General features: G+C 69.4%; 15 protein-coding genes. 11 read left to right on the top strand and 4 right to left on the bottom strand.

Going from position 1 to position 17,468, the window contains the following annotated elements; genetic code table 11:
• Positions 1–5 precede the first annotated feature (5 nt).
• The gene (gene hrpA / locus ACEWX3_RS01055; RefSeq protein WP_374158485.1) at positions 6–3,926 is read left to right on the top strand and encodes an ATP-dependent RNA helicase HrpA; all 3,921 of its coding nucleotides are present in this window, start codon (positions 6–8) and stop codon (positions 3,924–3,926) included.
• Between the two features lie 3 nt (positions 3,927–3,929).
• Here the strand turns inward: hrpA and ACEWX3_RS01060 are convergent, their stop codons facing one another.
• Positions 3,930–5,681 carry a helix-turn-helix domain-containing protein gene (locus ACEWX3_RS01060; protein WP_374158486.1) on the bottom strand — a complete coding sequence of 584 codons (1,752 nt, stop codon included), beginning with the start codon at positions 5,679–5,681 and terminating at the stop codon, positions 3,930–3,932.
• Between the two features lie 124 nt (positions 5,682–5,805).
• On the opposite strand from ACEWX3_RS01060, the gene ACEWX3_RS01065 reads away from it, so the two are divergent.
• Genes ACEWX3_RS01065 through ACEWX3_RS01095 form a run of 7 tightly spaced genes read left to right on the top strand, consistent with a single transcriptional unit; the run spans position 5,806 to position 11,827 of the window.
• Positions 5,806–6,831 (top strand): ABC transporter substrate-binding protein, encoded by a 1,026-nt coding sequence (locus tag ACEWX3_RS01065; RefSeq protein ID WP_286183565.1) that lies wholly within the window; start codon positions 5,806–5,808, stop codon positions 6,829–6,831.
• Positions 6,828–7,658 carry an ABC transporter permease gene (locus ACEWX3_RS01070; RefSeq protein ID WP_374158487.1) on the top strand — a complete coding sequence of 277 codons (831 nt, stop codon included), beginning with the start codon at positions 6,828–6,830 and terminating at the stop codon, positions 7,656–7,658. The genes ACEWX3_RS01065 and ACEWX3_RS01070 overlap by 4 nt, the downstream gene beginning before the upstream one ends.
• The gene (locus ACEWX3_RS01075) at positions 7,655–8,434 is read left to right on the top strand and encodes an ABC transporter permease (RefSeq protein WP_207068585.1); all 780 of its coding nucleotides are present in this window, start codon (positions 7,655–7,657) and stop codon (positions 8,432–8,434) included. Before ACEWX3_RS01070 ends, ACEWX3_RS01075 begins: the two co-directional genes overlap by 4 nt.
• 13 nt (positions 8,435–8,447) lie before the next feature.
• The gene (locus ACEWX3_RS01080; RefSeq protein WP_207068586.1) at positions 8,448–9,194 is read left to right on the top strand and encodes an ABC transporter ATP-binding protein; all 747 of its coding nucleotides are present in this window, start codon (positions 8,448–8,450) and stop codon (positions 9,192–9,194) included.
• On the top strand, positions 9,191–10,177 hold the full coding sequence (locus ACEWX3_RS01085; protein ID WP_283615435.1) for an amidohydrolase family protein: 987 nt from the start codon (positions 9,191–9,193) through the stop codon (positions 10,175–10,177). The genes ACEWX3_RS01080 and ACEWX3_RS01085 overlap by 4 nt, the downstream gene beginning before the upstream one ends.
• On the top strand, positions 10,170–11,375 hold the full coding sequence (locus ACEWX3_RS01090; RefSeq protein WP_374158488.1) for an NAD(P)-binding protein: 1,206 nt from the start codon (positions 10,170–10,172) through the stop codon (positions 11,373–11,375). Before ACEWX3_RS01085 ends, ACEWX3_RS01090 begins: the two co-directional genes overlap by 8 nt.
• Before the next feature lie 14 nt (positions 11,376–11,389).
• Entirely contained in the window at positions 11,390–11,827 is a 438-nt protein-coding gene (locus ACEWX3_RS01095; RefSeq protein ID WP_374158489.1) for a hypothetical protein, read from the top strand.
• Here the strand turns inward: ACEWX3_RS01095 and ACEWX3_RS01100 are convergent.
• A complete protein-coding gene (locus ACEWX3_RS01100) occupies positions 11,824–12,984 on the bottom strand; it encodes a zinc-binding dehydrogenase (protein WP_374158490.1) in 1,161 nt (386 codons plus the stop codon). The genes ACEWX3_RS01095 and ACEWX3_RS01100 overlap by 4 nt on opposite strands.
• A gap of 30 nt (positions 12,985–13,014) precedes the next feature.
• Between ACEWX3_RS01100 and ACEWX3_RS01105 the strand changes: the two genes are divergently transcribed.
• The 3 genes from ACEWX3_RS01105 to ACEWX3_RS01115 are packed head-to-tail and all read left to right on the top strand — an operon-like array spanning position 13,015 to position 15,784.
• Positions 13,015–13,782: a glutaminyl-peptide cyclotransferase gene (locus ACEWX3_RS01105; RefSeq protein ID WP_374158491.1), complete on the top strand. Its 768-nt coding sequence runs from the start codon at positions 13,015–13,017 to the stop codon at positions 13,780–13,782.
• Entirely contained in the window at positions 13,779–14,657 is an 879-nt protein-coding gene (locus ACEWX3_RS01110; protein ID WP_207068592.1) for a DUF1295 domain-containing protein, read from the top strand. The genes ACEWX3_RS01105 and ACEWX3_RS01110 overlap by 4 nt, the downstream gene beginning before the upstream one ends.
• Positions 14,654–15,784, top strand: a complete 1,131-nt coding sequence (locus tag ACEWX3_RS01115) for an FAD-dependent oxidoreductase (protein ID WP_207068593.1) — start codon at positions 14,654–14,656, stop codon at positions 15,782–15,784. The genes ACEWX3_RS01110 and ACEWX3_RS01115 overlap by 4 nt, the downstream gene beginning before the upstream one ends.
• Here ACEWX3_RS01115 and lipE read toward each other — a convergent pair.
• Entirely contained in the window at positions 15,759–16,991 is a 1,233-nt protein-coding gene (gene lipE / locus ACEWX3_RS01120) for a lipase LipE (protein ID WP_374159983.1), read from the bottom strand. The two genes, ACEWX3_RS01115 and lipE, sit on opposite strands and share 26 nt — an antisense overlap.
• On the bottom strand, positions 16,988–17,422 hold the full coding sequence (locus ACEWX3_RS01125; protein ID WP_207068594.1) for a hypothetical protein: 435 nt from the start codon (positions 17,420–17,422) through the stop codon (positions 16,988–16,990). Before ACEWX3_RS01125 ends, lipE begins: the two co-directional genes overlap by 4 nt.
• Between the last annotated feature and the right edge of the window lie 46 nt (positions 17,423–17,468).

Here is a 17,468-nt window from a genome sequence, read left to right on the forward strand (position 1 = left end):
CCGAGGTGTCCGAACCGTCCCCAGCCACGATCCGCGAGCTGCGCGCCCGCCTCGACGGCGTCACCCTCCGTGACGCCGCCCGGCTCGGGCGGCGCCTGAAGAAGCTCGGCGGGGACCCGGGAAAGCTCGACCAGTTCACCGCCGCGCTGGCCGCGGCCGAGGGATTGGTGGCTTCCCGCCGGGCGGCGGTACCGCGGATCAGCTACCCCGATCTGCCGGTCTCCGCGAAGCGGGCGGACATCGCGGCCGCGATCGCGGCCAACCAGGTGGTCATCGTGGCCGGCGAGACCGGCTCGGGCAAGACCACCCAGCTGCCCAAGATCTGTCTGGAAATGGGCCGCGGTATTCGCGGGACCATCGGACACACCCAGCCGCGCCGGTTGGCCGCACGCACCGTCGCCTCCCGCATCGCCGAGGAACTGGGCACCCCGTTGGGGGAGACGGTCGGCTACACCGTGCGTTTCACCGACCAGGCCAGCGACCGCACCCTGGTCCGGTTGATGACCGACGGCATCCTGCTCGCCGACATCCAGCGCGACCGCCGCCTGCTGCGCTACGACACGCTGATCATCGACGAAGCGCACGAGCGCAGCCTCAACATCGACTTCCTGCTCGGCTATCTGCGCGAGCTGCTGCCGCGGCGCCCGGACCTGAAGGTGATCGTCACCTCGGCGACCATCGAGCCGGAGCGTTTCGCCGCGCACTTCGGCACCGAGGCCGGCCCCGCCCCGATCGTCGAGGTGTCCGGGCGCACCTACCCTGTCGAAATCCGCTATCGGCCACTGGAAGTGGTGGTGCCCGTCGAGGGGGCGGGAGATTCCGACGATCCTGACGACCCCGACCACGACGTCGTGCGCACCGAGTTGCGCGACCAGACCGAGGCCATCGTCGATGCGGTCGCCGAGTTGGAGAGCGAACCCGCGGGCGATGTGTTGGTGTTCCTGTCCGGGGAACGGGAGATCCGCGACACCGCCGAGGCCTTGCGGGGCGCGGTGGGGCCGGACGTGGAGGTGTTGCCGCTGTATGCCCGGCTGCCGACCGCCGAGCAGCAGAAGGTGTTCGCCGCCCACCAGGGGCGGCGGATCGTGTTGGCCACCAACGTCGCCGAAACCTCGCTGACCGTGCCGGGCATCCGCTACGTGGTCGATCCGGGCACCGCGCGCATCTCCCGTTACAGCCGCCGGACCAAGGTGCAGCGTCTGCCGATCGAACCGATCTCGCAGGCCTCGGCTGCGCAACGGGCCGGCCGATCCGGTCGCACCGCACCCGGGGTGTGTATCCGGCTGTACTCCGAAGACGACTTCGAGGCACGCCCGCGCTACACCGAGCCGGAGATCCTGCGCACCAACCTCGCCGCGGTCATCCTGCAGATGGCCGCCCTCGGATTCGGCGACATCGAAGGCTTCGGTTTCCTCGACCCGCCCGACGCCCGCAGCATCCGCGACGGGGTGGCGCTGTTGCAGGAACTCGGCGCCTTCGAGGGCACCGAGCTCACCGTCGTCGGGCGTCGGCTGGCGCAGATCCCGGTGGACCCGCGGCTGGGCCGGATGATCCTGGCCGCCGACGCCGAGAACTGTGTCCGCGAGATGCTGATTTTGGCGGCGGCACTGTCGATTCCGGACCCGCGGGAGCGGCCCACCGACCGCGAGGATGCCGCCCGCCAGAAGCATGCCCGGTTCGCCGACGAGCACTCCGACTTCCTGTCGTTCCTCAACCTGTGGAACTACCTCGGCGAGCAACGGAAAGAACGCTCGGGAAGCTCTTTTCGGCGGATGTGCCGCGACGAGTTCCTGCACTACCTGCGCATCAGGGAATGGCAGGACCTCGTCGGTCAGCTGCGAGGCATCTGCCGCGACCTAGGCATCACCGAACAGGACGAGCCAGCCGATCCTGCGCGGATACACCAGGCTCTGACCGCGGGGCTGTTGTCGCACATCGGATTTCGGGAGGGCGACGGACGGGACTATGCCGGCGCCCGCAACGCGCGGTTCGTCCTGGCGCCCGGGTCGGTGCTGACCCGGCGCCCGCCCCGGTGGGTCGTCGTCGCCGATCTGGTCGAAACCAGCCGCCTCTACGGCAGAACCGCGGCGCGCATCGACCCCGAGGCCGTGGAACGAGTGGCCGGGCATCTGGTGCAGCGCACGTACAGCGAACCGCACTGGGATGCCAAGCGCGGCGCGGTGATGGCTTTCGAGCGGGTCACGCTCTACGGGCTGCCGCTGGTGGCGCGCCGCCGGGTCGGCTACGCCCAAGTCGATGCAGAGGTGTCGCGGGAGCTGTTCATCCGGCATGCCCTGGTCGACGGCGAGTGGCAGACAAAGCACCACTTCTTCCGCGACAACGCCCGTCTGCGAACCGAACTCGCCGAGCTGGAGGACCGCGCCCGGCGCCGTGATCTGCTCGTCGGCGACGACGAGATCTTCGCGTTCTACGATTCGCGGATACCGGCCGAGGTGGTCTCGGCACGGCACTTCGACGGGTGGTGGCGCAAGGCGCGGCACCGCACACCGGAGCTGCTCACAATGACGCGCGCGGATCTGCTGCGCTCGGACACCGGCGACGAACAGCCCGACGTGTGGACCGCCGGGGACGTGGCGTTGCCGCTGTCCTACCGGTTCGACCCCACCGCTGCCGACGACGGGGTGACGGTGCACGTCCCGGTCGAGGTGCTGGCGCGTCTCGGCGGTGACGACTTCGCCTGGCAGGTCCCGGCCCTGCGCGAGGAGCTGCTGACCGCGCTGATCAAGTCCCTGCCGAAAGACCTGCGGCGCAACTTCGTTCCCGCCCCCGACACCGCACGCGCCCTGCTGGCGTCGATCTCCCCCGACAGTGGACCACTCCTCGACGCGGTACAGCGCGAGCTGCGGCGCCGCACCGGGATCCTGGTACCGATCGACGCCTTCGACCTGGACAAGCTGCCACCGCACCTGCGGGTCACCTTCGCGGTCGAAGGCCCGGACGGCACGGTCGTCTCGCGCGGCAAGAACCTCGACGAACTGCAGCAGAGGCTGGCCGCGCCCGCGCGGCAGGCCGTCGCGGACACCGTCGGCGCCGAGGTCGAACGCACGGGGCTGCGCAACTGGCCGGCCGACCTCGAGGAGATACCGCGCGCCGTCGAACAGCGCGGTGCGGCCGGCAATCCGGTGCGAGGATATCCGGCACTGGTGGACAGCGTTGCCGCGGTGGACATCCGGGTGTTCGCGACCCAGGCCGAGCAGACCGCGGCCATGCCGGCGGGCAGCGCACGGCTGCTTCGGCTGGCGGGCCCGTCGACGACGAAGGCGCTGGAGAAGAGCCTGGATCCGCGTACGAGGTTGGTGCTGGCCAACAATCCGGACGGGTCGCTGCCCGCGCTGCTCGACGACTGCACCGACGCCGCCGTGCAGGCGCTGGTCACCGCACCGGTGTGGACGCGCGCCGAGTTCGCCGCCGCCCAGCAGCGGCTCGCGGCGCGCCTGGCGTCGACGGTGACCGAGGTGGTGCGGCGCACCGAGAAGGTGCTGACCGCCTGGCATGACGTGCAATTGGCGCTTCCGGAGGTCCCCAGCGCCGCGCAGGCCGACGCGATCGCCGACATCCGCGGCCAGCTCGCCCGGCTGCTGCCGGTCGGATTCGTCGCCGCGACCGGGCCGAACAGGTTGACCGATCTCACCCGCTACCTGCTCGCGATCGGCCGTCGTCTCGAGCGGCTGCCGCAGGCGCCCGCGGCCGACCGTGAGCGCATGGCACGGGTCGCTGCCGTGCAGCGGGCCTATGACGAACTGCGCGCGGCGTTGTCGCCGGCGCGGGCCTCGGCGGCCGACGTGCGCGACATCGCATGGATGATCGAAGAACTGCGAGTCTCGTTGTGGGCCCAGCAACTCGGAACCCGCGGCTCGGTCAGCGAGCAGCGGATCCTGCGCGCGATCGACGCGGTCGCCACCTGAACGTCAGCCCAGCCCAGCGATCCTTGCCACCCGTAGCGCCGCGGTCAGCTCGAGCAGATCTTTCGGCCGTGACAACCGCAGCCCGGTGAGTTCCTCCAGCCGCCTGATGCGCTGTGCGACCGTGTTGACGTGCAGGTGCAGCACGCCGGCGGCGGCCCGCCGGTCGAGATCATGGTCGACGAAGACCCTGGCGGTGTGAAGCAGTTCGGTGGACCGCTTTCGGTCGTACTCGATGGCGGGGCCCAGAACTGCGCACGCGAACTCGCGCAGCCGGTCAGGCTCGTCGAGTTGCAGCAGCAGGTGGTCGATGGTGACGTCACCGAGATCCATGACCGTCGACGTGCGCTGCTCCGCGGCGAGGTCGAGCGCGCCGCGGACCGTGCGAAACGCCGCGGGCAACTCCCGGGCGCTGGCTGGGCGGGACACCGCCGCCACGGCGTAGTCGACAACCCCGGCCCGGCGGAGCGTGTCCACGAGACGGCCGGCGATGTCGGCCGGCGACACGTGGGGGGATCGGTCGGAGCAGACGAGCACCACGTCGCCGCGGTAGGAGGCCGCCAGCGGGCGGGCCGCCAGCGCGGACACGACCCGGTCGGCGACGGCCAACACACGATCGTTGCGGGTATCAGCGAATTTCGCTGCGGGAGAACGCAGCACCACCAGTGTCTGGCGGCCGGACAGATCCCAACCCAGTCGGCGCGCCCGGTCGAGCAGTTCCGGCAACGCCGCGTCGTCGACGGCCAGCAGGTCGGCCGCGAGCGAACCTCGCAGCCGCTGCTCGACCTCCGCGGCGGTGCGCGCCCGCAGTAACTCCAGCGCGGTGACGACCGCAGCCTGCTCGACGGCGCGCACATCGAGACCGGACAGCTCGGCACGTGGCGCGTCGACATGGATGCGCGCGACCACGGCGGCATCGAGGAGCACCCCGGCCACTGCGGGCCCACGGGAGCGAACCGAGACGACAGTGCCGGCGCGCAGCTGCTCGTCCACCTCGACCGGGGTGGGCTCGCGGTCGATTCCCGGCCAGTGCGCCGCGGCCAGCGTTTCACCGTAGACATCCTCGATCAGCACCCCCTGCCCGAGCAGCTCGGCGAGCGCGGCACACACCCCGGTCACGCCTTCGCCCCGCAGTGCGGTCGCGGTGAGCAGGGTATGCACCTCCTCGGCGCGGCGGAGCTCGCGGATGGTGGCCTGCTCCTGGGCTCGCAGCTGCGCGGTCCCCAGCGCGATCGCCACCTGACTGGCCAGCGTGGAGACCAGGCCGATCTCGGCGCGGTCGAACTGATGCGGCTCGGCGCGGTAGCCGTTGAGCGCACCGATGACCTCGGCTCCGCGTCGCAGCGGCACCGAGATCAGCGCTCGATAACCCTGCTCATGGGCGACGCCGCCCCAGCCGAAACCAGGAACTTGCTCGATGTCGCCAAGGGCGACGACTTCTCCGGTCCGGAAGGCCAGGCTGGTCGGCGCCTCCTGATCGCCGCGCACGTCGAGCAGGATCGGGCGGTCCGCATTGACCTGAGCGACGTACTCGGGCGACAACCCGTGCGACCCCACGATGGTCAGCGCGGCGCCACCGTGCGCGGGCAGGAACACCGCACAGAAGTCGTAGTCCAGGAGGGTGCACGCTGTCCGGGCGACTCGGTCGAGCAGATCGGTGACCGGTTGCTCACCGCCGACCGCTTCGCCGATCTCGGCCAGAGCGCTCAGCCACCGCTCCGAGGGCGGGACCGGTGAGGAATGTGTCGACACTGACATAGAGATCAGCATAGAAGTGTCACGCAAGACATTGCCCGCGTTCTTTCCGGCGACCACAGTGGGTCCTCGTGATCACCGTCACAACCCGAGGAGGTCATCGGTGACTGTTTCATCTCGTACCTGCGTGAGAACCGTGGTGGCCGTCGTCGCCGCGGCCGTCCTGACCTTGACCACGGCGTGCTCAGCCGGACTGGGTGGTCCGGCATCGTCGCGGACCGCTCGCGACGGGGTCATCCGGTTCACGTTCGCCCCCGACCCGATCTGGGACTACATGAACGACACCGGCGTCGTCGAGGAGTGGCAGCGCGATTCCGGCTACACCATCGAGAGCAGCGCCACCTGGGACGAGTTCGGCCTTTTCGCCGGTGGTCACGCCGACATCATCTCCACGGCATCGTTCGAAGTGCCGTATCTGGAGGAACAGACCCGGCGCGAGACCGTGATCATCGGCCGCTACAACGCTGAACGAAGTCGCATCCTGGTGCGTACCGACGACCCGGCCCAGTCGCTCGAGGACCTGCAGGGCAAGAGGCTCGGCGTGTTCACCACGGTGTCCGGCACGCTGGTGTGGAGTGCGCTGGTCGAGCAGATGCACGGCCTCAAGCTAGTGGACGGTGACTTCGACGTCGTTGTCGCCGACATCCAGAACCTGTCGAACCTGTTGGCGCGCGGTGAGATCGACGCGTGCATCTGCTATCCCGACCTCTCCGCACGCGAGCTGCGTGAAGGGTCGGTGCGCGCGCTGTACGACGGAAAGTCGTCGGCCGACCTGTTCGCCCAGCTCGACGCTCCCGGCCACGACGGGCCGATGGGCAACGTGTTCGTCGCGCGCAAGGACTGGGTCGACGAGCATCCCGGTGAGGTGTCGGCGTTCCTCGACCTGTGGGATCGTGGCCTCACCGAGTGGCAGCAACACCGTGACGACATGATCGAGCGCTACCCTCAGCACTTCGCCGTGTCGACGCCCGAAGACATCGCGTTCATGAAGGACTACGTGGCCCAACATGATTGGGTTACCGATGAGGTCCGCTTCGATCAACAGTGGGCTGAGGACGAGAGCTCCATCTTCGACCTGATGCGGCGGACCGGCGTGATCGCCGAGGACGTGACCGATCCGAAATTCCTGCCCACCGAAGGAGTCCAACCGTGACCCAGACTGTCGCCCTGCCGGACACCGGGTCGGTCGCGGCGAATCCGCCGTCCCGTCGTCGCTCACGTGGGCCCGTCCGACACAACCGGTGGCTCGTGTCCGGCTCTGCTCTCCTCCTCGCCCTGGCCGCCTGGGCTGCCCTGGCAGCCTGGGTCGACGACCCGATTCTGCCCACCCCCGTCGGAGTCGGTGAGCAGGTGTACGCCATCGTGGTCTCCGGCGAGGCGGTCGCGAACTTCGCCACCAGCATCGCCAAGATCGCCGCCGGATTCGCCCTCGCCATGGCCGGCGGGTTGGTGATCGGTTTCGCGATGGGCCGCAGCCGATTCCTCAACGCGTACTTCTCGTTACCGCTCTTCGTCCTCGGCAACATGCCCGGACTGACCTACGCCGTCTTCGGACTGCTGATCTTCGGCGTGGGCGCCGGTGGCCCGATCGTCGTGTCGGCGCTGGTGGCACTCCCGTTCATCGCGATGAACGTCGCCGAAGGTGTGCGGTCGGTCGACGGCAACCTGCTGGCGATGTGTCAGGCGTTCGAGCGGCGCCGAAGCGACATCCTGCGCCATCTCTACCTACCGGCACTGACGACCTTCGTCTTCGCCGGCGTGCGCTACGGCTTCGCGATGGCGTGGAAGGTCGAGGCGCTCACCGAGGTGTTCGGGGCGAGCAGCGGAGTCGGGTTCATGATCCGCAAGGCCTACCAGGAATTCCGGGTGGACGACATGTTGGCTTGGACCGCGTTGTTCATCATCGCGATGGTGCTGATCGAGAGAGGCCTGGCGGCCCTGGAGAACCGCTTCTTCGCCTGGCGGAAGGAAATCGCATGACCGTCATCTCGTCCTGGCAACACCAGCTACGGGCACGGGGAACGTCGGCGGGAGCCGTCACTGCGGCACTGCTCAGCATCCTGGCCGCCTGGCAGCTCGCCGTCATCGTGGGAAACCGTGTGCCGTCGGTGACCGACTCGATCCAGCGGTTGATCACCGAGGCCGAGATCGGCGAACTGTGGCACAACCTGGCGTTGAGTATGAACCGGTTCGTCCTCGGCCTGGCCGCGGCGCTGATCGTCGGCGCGGTCATCGGGGTGCTGATGGGCCTGTCCCGCCTGGCCGATCTCGCGTTCTCCGACCTGAACGCCGCCGCGCTGGCCATCCCGGCGGTGATCTGGGCGCTGCTGACCACCATGTGGTTCGGCTTCGGCTGGCTCACCCCGGTCGTCACCGTGTTCCTGTCCGGCCTGCCGTTCGTGGTGGTGAACATCGCGAAGGCGACCAGAGCGGTGCCCGCCGATCTGGTTCTCATGGCGCGGGCCTTCGGCGTCCCCCGTATCCGGGTACTCCGTGAGATCGTCGCACCCGCGGTGGCCGGATCAACCATCGCCGCGGTCCGATTCGCCATCATGAGCGCGTGGAACGGGCTCCTGTTGGCTGAGTGGTTCGGCGCCACCTCCGGAGTGGGCTGGCGGGCCCGCTACTGGTACGACGCCAACCAACTCGACGGCTTCTTGGCGTGGGTGCTCGTCTTCATCCTGCTGCTGGTTGTCGCAGACCTGCTCATCCTCGGGCCCATCGAGCGCTACGCCACCCGTTGGCGCTCCGTTTAGAAAGCGAGAAATCATGGCCTCCATCGAAATCCAGACCCTCGTCAAAGAATTCACGGACCGCCGCGGGATCGTCACGCGGGTGATCGACGAGATCGACCTCACGATCTCCGGCGAGACCTTCGTCTCCATCGTCGGGCCGTCCGGCAGCGGAAAGACCACCCTGCTCAACATCGTCTCCGGTATCGAGCCGCTCAGCTCGGGAAACGTGCGGTTACGGGCCGGAACACGCGACGCGCGGGTGGGCTACGTCTTCCAGGACGCGCGCTTACTCCCTTGGCGTACGGTCATGGCCAACCTGGGCTTCGTGCAGCACGAACGGGACGGCTGGCAGAACCGCGCCCGGCATTACCTCGACCTGGTCGGGCTGAGCCACTGTGCCGACCGTTATCCGGCCCAGCTGTCCGGCGGTCAGCAGCAGCGCATCGGCATCGCCCGCGCCTTCGCCGTGGAACCCGACGTGCTGCTGATGGACGAGCCGTTCAGCCACCTCGATGCCATGACCTCGCGCACCCTGCGAGAACACCTCGAACGCATCTGGCTGGAGTCTCGCCGCACCGTCATGTTCGTCACCCACGACGTGACCGAGGCCGTCCAGCTGTCCGACCGCATCGTCGTGCTGGCGCCCGGCGGCCGCATCCACGAGATCATCGATGTCGATCTTCCGAGGCCGCGGCGGGCTTCCGACCCGGCGGTAGCCGTGTTGCAGGCCGAGGTACTCGCGCGTTTCGAGGCTCTCGAAGCGGCTGGATCAGCGGCATGACAATGCATCCCGGCCCGATCGACATCCATGCCCACTGGCTGCCGCGGGAGCTGTTCGGCCTCGCGCCGGGCACACCACTTCCCGCGCTGCGCGACCACGACGGCCAACTGCACCTCGGGGACCTCCCGTTGTCGATAGAGACCGACGCGATGAGCGATATCGCCCGCGTACTCGACGACACCGACACCGCCGGGCTCGGCGCGCGGGTGCTGTCCGCTCCACCGTTCGCGTTCCCGGTCGCCGACCACGACGGCGTCGACGACTTCGTCAGGACCTTCAACGACACGCTGCACCAGGTGTGCCGCGACAGCGCCGGCAGGCTCGCGGGTCTGGCGTTGGTGTCCCTGCACGACCCCGCCGCGGCACGAAAGCAGATGGAGGCGGTGGCCGGATCCGAGGTCATCCGGGGCATCGCGGTGCCGCCGCTGCTGGCCGGCACCTCGTTCGACGTGAGCCCGATGCGCGACATCCTCGGCTTCGCTGCCGAACTCGACTTCGCGGTGCTCGTCCACCCGATGCAGCTACCGCGGCCCGAATGGGGCTCGCATTACCTGGCCAACCTCATCGGCAATCCCGTCGAGACCGCCACCGCCGCGGCTGCCCTGATCCTCGCCGGAGTCCTCGACGACATCCCGGGATTGCGCATCTGCCTCGTGCACGGCGGCGGTTGCGCGCCGGCGCTCGTCGGTCGGTGGGAGCACGGCTGGCGGCAACGCGCCGACGTCCGGCAGGGGGGTAGCCGGCCGCCCCGGGAGACGTTCTCCGCGTTGTGGTTCGACACATTGACCCACGACGTCGCTGCGCTGGAGCTGCTGAGAGCACAGACAGATCCACGCAGACTGATGTGCGGCAGTGACTATCCCTTCGACATGGGCACGCCCGACCCCCTCGCACTACCGCACGCGGCGGGCATCGACGACGCCGCGCTGGAGGACAACGCCCGGACCTTCCTCGGGCTCGACACAGGAGAGACACATGACTGACACCGGCCGACAGCACTGGGCAGGACACCGCGCCGTCGTCATCGGCGGCTCGATCGGCGGTCTGACCGCGGCGCTGCTGCTGCGCAAGCTGGGGTTCGACGTCGACGTCTACGAACGAACCCCCACCGATCTCGATGGGCGCGGAGGCGGCATCGTGCTGCAGCCCGACACACTGCGCTGGTTCGTCGAATGCAGCGAGCAGCACCCCGAAAATGTCAGCACAGCAACTCATTTCGTACAGTACCTGAGTTCCGAAAACGAGGTGGTCTACCGCGAGGCGGCGCCGTGGCGATACACCTCGTGGGGGACGTTCTACCGGGCACTGCTCGCTGATTTCGGCACCGAGCGCTATCACCTCGGCGAATACGCGTCCGGCTTCGATCAGGACGCCGACGGTGTCGAGGTCAGGTTCGCCTCCGGACGCATCGAGCGCGCCGAATTGGTGGTGTTCGCCGACGGCATCACCTCGGCGAGCCGGCGTCGCATCTCCCCGGATTCGGAGCTGGAGTACTCCGGCTACGTCGGCTGGCGGGGTACGGTGCCCGAACGCGAGGTCTCACCGGCCACTTTCGAGCTGCTGCGCGACTCGATCAGCTACAGCTTTGGCCTGCACACCCACATCAACGTCTACCCGATCCCGTCCCCGTCGGGTGGGCTGTCCGTCGGTGAGCGACTGCTGAACTACGTCTGGTACCGCAATGTCGCCGAGGGATACGAACTCGACGAGCTGATGACCGACAAGCGCGGCTTCGTCGCCGGGGTCTCCCTGCACCCCGGCCAGGTCCAGGACCGCTTCGTTGACGAGATGCGCTCGGCGGCAAGCAACGTGTTGGCTCCGGCAGCGGCCGAGGTGGTGTTGCGCACCGAGCAGCCCTATCTGCAGGCGGTCTATGACGTCGGGGTGCAGCAGATGGCGACCGGGCGCGTGGCGCTCATCGGCGATGCCGCGAGTGCCGCCCGGCCGCACGCGGCGGCCGGCACCGCCAAAGCGGCGGCGAACGCGTGGGCGCTGCACGACGCGCTCGCCGACAGCTCCGACATCGCCGAGGCGCTCGCCAAATGGGAACCCGGACAACTCGAGCTGGGCCAGCGGCTGCTGCGCCGCGTCAAGGAGATGGGCACCCGCTCCCAGGTCACCTGCACGTGGGTGCCCGGTGACCCAGACAACCGGTTCGGCCTCTACGGCCCGGGCCATTAGAGAAAGGCACCGCCATGACGACCACGAACAACGACTTCCTGACCGATGCGCCCCTGGCCGGGACGCTCGTCGGCACTGACTATCAAGGCTGGACGGACGAGTTGCGCGCCGAGTTCGACACCCACGCCCACGACGGCCACGTCGGGTCCCGGTTGCTCAGTGAGAAGGGCCGGGTACGGGTGTGGGAGATCCGGTTGGCGCCGGGGGCCAGGTGGCACGCCCACCGCCACGTCCTCGACTACTTCTGGACTGCTGTCACGCCGGGCCGCAGCCGCCAGCACACCGCAGACGGCACCACACGGGAGGTCGCCTACGACGCCGGGGAAACCCGCCACTTCAGCTTTGCCGCAGGCGAATACCTGCTGCACGACATCGAGAACATCGGCGACCGGGAGTTGGTGTTCACCACCGTCGAGCACCTCGACTCGGCGAACACGCCCCTGCCTCTCTAGGGCGTGACGGCTTCGCTGGACGGGTCGATCAGGATCTTGGCGTGCGCCTCGGGGTCGCCCAGGGCGTCGAAAGCCGCGGCGACGCCGCCCAATCCGACCGTGCCCGTCACCAGCGCGGAGGCGTCGAGCTTGCCGTCGGCCAGCATGTGCAGCGTGTCGCGGAACTCCAGGGGCGTGTAGCCGAACGCGAATCGCAGGTCGATCTCCTTGCCGATTGCCATCGCCGGGCGCAGCTTGTCGTCGCCCATGCACACCCCGACGACCACCACCCGCGACGCCAGCGGCGCGGCGCCGACGATTCCGTCGATCATCCCCGGCACCCCGACGCATTCGAAGACCACCGGCCGCTTCGGCGCGGTGCCGCCGAGCCGGTCGGCGGCCCGGTAGACATGCGACCAACCCGGCACGCGGCGCAGCTTCTCCATCGCACCCATGCCGAGCTCGTAGAGCTCGGGCAGCGCCGTCATACCCCGTCGGTTCGCCGGTACCGCCTCGTACGGCGACTCGGCCGCGGGATCGACCACGACATGCGCTCCGCACCGGCTGGCCAGCGCGCGGCGTCCGGGGGAGAAGTCACTGGCGACGATCGTCTGAATGCCGCGGGCCTTGAGGTGACAGATCACGGCCAGCCCGACCGGGCCGCATCCGATGACGATCGCGACATCCCTGCGGGTGATCCCGCTGCGGTTGACCGCGTGCAGCGCCACCGCCATCGGCTCGGTGAGCGCCGCGGTGCCCGGATCGAGGCCGTTGGGCACGGCGAACGTCATCGCGGCCTCGGCCACCACCTGCTCGGCGAAAGCGCCCGGAGCCTTCGGCGACAGACCGGTCAGATGTACACCGCCGTGGGCGCGCAGCAGCGGGAACGCCACCACCGGCGTGCCGGGTTTGAACTCCTTGCCCACCTTGCGGCCCCGTTCGGCGACCACACCGCAGAACTCGTGTCCCATCACCACCGGGGTGTCGCTGCGCACGAAGTCGTGATAGCCGCCTTCGGCCATCACCTCGGTCAGCTCGTCGGCATGATCCTTGGCGTGCAGGTCCGAACCGCAGATGCCGCAGCGCAGCACGTTCAGGACGAGCTGCCGGTCCGCCGGCCGCGGATCGGGCATGTCGACGACGTCGAGCGTGCCGTGCACGCAACTGACCGCTTTCATTCGGCCATCGTCGCACGGTAGAACGTCGGTATGAACACAGTGCGGATGTTGTCCGCAGCCGTCCTGGTCGTGCTGGCCGGTGTCCTCGTCGCTCCGGCTGCGCAGGGCGAGCCCGCCCCCTCGGTCGCGCCCGTCGTCCTGGCCGAGATCCCGCACGACCCCGACGCGTTCACCCAGGGGCTGGAGATGCACGGTTCGGTGCTCTACGAGGGCACCGGGCTGGCCGGGCAGTCGCAGCTGCGCACGGTCGACCCGGCGACCGGGCAGGTGAACCGCGCGGAGCCGATACCGGGGGACTACTTCGGGGAAGGCATCACGGTGGTCGGCGACCGCATCTGGCAGCTCACCTATCAGGACGGCGTGGCCGTGCAGTGGGACCGCGCCACCGTGACGCCGGTGCGGGAAGTCCCGCTGGCGGGTGAGGGCTGGGGCCTGTGCTACGACGGGCAGCGGCTGGTCCGCAGCGACGGCACCGACCGGCTGCGGTTCCACGACCCCGGCGACATGAGCGAGCTCGGCGGCGTCGACGTGACCCGCGACGGCGCGCCGGTCACCGGGCTCAACGAGCTCGAGTGCGTCGAGGGCAGGGTGTGGGCCAACGTGTGGCCCACTGACACGATCGTGCGGATCGACCCCGGCGACGGGGCTGTCGACCTTGTCGTCGACGCTGCCGGCCTGCGGGAACGGGGCATCCCGCCGAGCGCGCAGGTGCTCAACGGCATCGCCCATCTCAACGGCGACGAGTTCCTGATCACCGGCAAGGACTGGCCGACGATGTTCCGGGTCCGGCTCGGATGACCCGCTCCAAGGGCCGCTCGCTGGCCATCGTCACCGTCGCCTACCTGATCGCCGTCGCGGTCGGCTACGCCTGGCTGCTGTGGGGCCCGGCGACCGGCCGGCTGTGGCTGGACACCTTGATCGCCGACATCCTCGCCACGCTCGTGGTGTTCGCGTTCAGCCGCGCCTACCGCAACTCGAGCTTCTACGACGCCTACTGGAGCGTCATCCCGCCGCTGCTGCTGTTCTACTGGTGGAGTCAGGGCGACGGTGACGCGCTGAGGACCTGGCTGATCACCGTGCTGGTGGTGGTGTGGGCGGTGCGCCTGACCGCCAACTGGGTCTACGCATTTCCCGGCCTGCATCACGAGGACTGGCGCTATCCGATGTTCCGTGAGCGGGCGGGACGGTTCGAGTTCGTCGCCGACCTGGTGGCCATCCACCTGATCCCCACCCTGCAGGTGTTCCTCGGGATGGTGCCGGTGTACGTCGCGGTGACGACGCCGGGTGGCGGGTTGGCATGGCTGGCCGTCGTCGCGTTCATCGTCGGTATGGCGGCGGTGACGCTCGAGGGTGTCGCCGATGTGCAGATGCACCGCTTCGTCGCGTCGGCGCGGCCCGGGGACGTGATGGACCGTGGATTGTGGAGCTGGTCGCGGCACCCGAACTACTTCGGAGAGTTCGGCTTCTGGTTCGCGCTGGCGCTGTTCGGGTTGGCGGCCGCACCGCAGGCGTGGTGGCTGTTCGCCGGCGCCGCCGCGATGCTCGCGATGTTCCTGGGAGCGAGCATCCCGATGATGGAAACCCGTAGCCTGCAACGGCGCCCGGGCTATCAGGCGGTCATCGACCGGGTGTCGCGGTTCGTACCCAGGCCGCCGGCGACGGTGCGGGCATGACGCGGCGGGTGGTCATCGCGGGCCTCGGTGACACCGGCGTGCTGACCGCGATGAAGCTGGCCAAACACGCCGACGTGGTCGGCATCTCGACCAAGCCGGGGCTGGTCAGCGGACAGGAGCTGGGTTGGCGGCTGGCCGATCCCGACCATTGGGCGCGGCACAACTGGATCCCGTTCCAGCGATTCCGCGGCCTGGACCGGATCCGCACCGTGCACGGCACCCTGACCGGCGTGGACCTCACCGCGCGCACGGTCACCGTCAGCCGCGCCGACGGATCGACGACCCCGGTCGCCTACGACGCGCTGGTCATCGCGACCGGCGTCACCAACGGATTCTGGCGCCGCCCCGGGCTGCAGGCCGCGACGGAGATCGACGCCGAGCTGCGGGCACCCCACGACCAGCTCGCGGCGGCCCGGTCGGTGATCGTGGTCGGCGGTGGTGCGGCCGCGGTGAGCAGCGCCGCCAACATCGCCGCGAGGTGGCCGCAGATTCGGGTGGACCTGTTCTTTCCCGGTGAGCGGGCATTGGCCGGCCATCACCCGCGCACCTGGGAGCGGGTACGCCGCCGCCTCATCGAGGCCGGCGTCGGGCTGCATCCCGGACACCGGGCCGACTTGCCGCAGGGGTTCACCGGGGACACGCTGACCGCTGGGACGGTGCGCTGGAGCACCGGTCAGCCGGACGTGTCGGCGGACCTGGTGCTGTGGGCGATCGGGCGGGTGCGCCCCAACACCGAGTGGCTGCCGGCCGAACTGCTCGACGAGCACGGTTTCGTGCGGGTCACCCCGCAGTTGCAGGTGCCCGGCCACCCGGAGGTGTTCGCGATCGGCGATGTCGCCGCCACCGACCCGTTGCGGAGCTCGGCGCGCAACCGGGCCGACGGTCTGCTCGCCCGCAACGTGCGCGCGTGGTTCGCGGGCACCCCGCTGCGCAGCTACCGTCCGCCGGCTCGGCGGTGGGGATCGGTGCTGGGCATCCAGCCGGACGGGCTCGAGGTGTTCGCACCCAACGGGCGCGCGTTCCGGTTCCCGGCGTGGACGTTCGAGCGGGTCCTGATGCCATGGATCGTGCGGTGGGGGATCTACCGCGGCATCCGCGACGCTAGACCCGCGGAATCTCGGCGTTGATGCGGTCCAGCAGCTGCGGGTAGCGCTTGGCCTCAGCGTGCCGCCCCGGCTTGCCGCTGCTGACGACCGCCACCGACAGCGCCCGCTGCGGATCGGCCCACACCGCGATGTCGGTCAGCCCGGTGTGACCGAACGCGCCGGGAGCGTCGCGGCCGAACGGCCCGAACCGGGTGGATCCCAGCATGTAACCGGTGCCCCACCGCATCGGCGCCAATCCGGTGGCGATGTCGGGGCGCAACCGTCGGGCCGGGGCGGTCGCCGATCGCAGAGTCTCCGGTGACATGACCCGCACCCCGTCCAGTTCGCCACCGCGACAGAGTATTTCAGCAAAGCGGGAGAGTTCGTGGGCATTGGAGACGGTGTTCGACGACGGAATCACCCCGGTCAGGAACTGGGGCGTGTTGGAGAACGGGATGATCTGCTGCGGCGTGCCGCCGACCGCGGCCTTAAAGGCCTTCGCGATCGGCGCGGGCAGCGGTGTGCCCGTCACGTGGCTGGGCGCCACCAGCGGAACATCTTGCGGCGCAACGCCGTAGTTCGTCCATCGGAAGCCGAGCGGCGCCAGGATCTCGTCGTGCAGAATGTCGCGGATGTTGCGTCCCGTTGCCGCCGAGATGATCTCGCGCATCAGCGGACCCCATGTCACGCCGTGGTACATGTGCACCAGGCCCGGCGGATAGACCGGCTTCATCCTGCCCAGCATGTCGCGGGCGTACTCGCTGTCGTCCATCCGCTTGAGGTCGGGCCGCGGACCGGTGGCGAACGGCACCCCAGCGCTGTGGGTCATGACGTGCCGGATGGTGGTGCGGTCCTTGCCGTGGCTGGTGTAGGTGGGCAGATACTCGCAGACCCGGTCGTCCAGGCCGAACGCGCCGCGCTCGATGAGCATGTGCGCGACGGTGGTGGTGATCGCCTTGGCCGCGGAGTAGACACAGAACGGGGTCTGGGGATCCACCGGGGTCTTCACCGCGTCGGCGGGGTCGTCGGGACCGTTACCCCAGGCATGACCGATCGCGCGGTCGAGCACCACCCGTCCGTCGCGGCGCAGACAGACCTGGATGGCAGGGTGCATGCCCGCCGCGTACCAGTGCTCCGCCGCAGCCCAGATCCGCTCGACGGCGGCCGGGTCCACGGCTGTGTGGTCCTCGGCGCCGACCGAGGTGACGGCGTCGAGGTCGTCGGGGACTGCGATGCGGCCGTCGGTCAGCGCGGGCCCCCGGAGAACATGCCGTTGGCGATCAGCGCCGACAACTGGCCCATCAAGTCACCGGGGGCGGGCTCCGGTGGGGGCGGCAGGTTGGTCAACTGCCAGGACTGGCAGTCACTGGTGGTGAACGAGGTGTCGGTCGCCTCGATGTGCACGACCGCGGGCTTCTTGGTCAGCGCATTGTCGACCAGCTCGTCGCCGGCGGTGCGTTTCCAGTAGCAGGCGCCGCCGTCGATCGGCCCGGCGGACTGGTAGACGCCGGGGGCGATGTCCGCGCCGACCGCGTAGGTTCCGTCCTCGTCGATCGCGGTGCCCTGGGACGGGCCCGGCGGCGGGCCGGGTGGCGGATCCGGTTGCGCGGCCGCGGCCGGCGCCGTCAGCACGGCACACAGGCCCGTCAGCGCTGCCGCAGCTGTCAAAGTGAGCCTCATAGGAAGTCAGTCTAAGTGCCGCGGCGGCGAGACAGAACCCGCCGCC

This window comes from Mycobacterium sp. G7A2 (assembly GCF_041902445.1).
Classification (GTDB): domain Bacteria; phylum Actinomycetota; class Actinomycetes; order Mycobacteriales; family Mycobacteriaceae; genus Mycobacterium.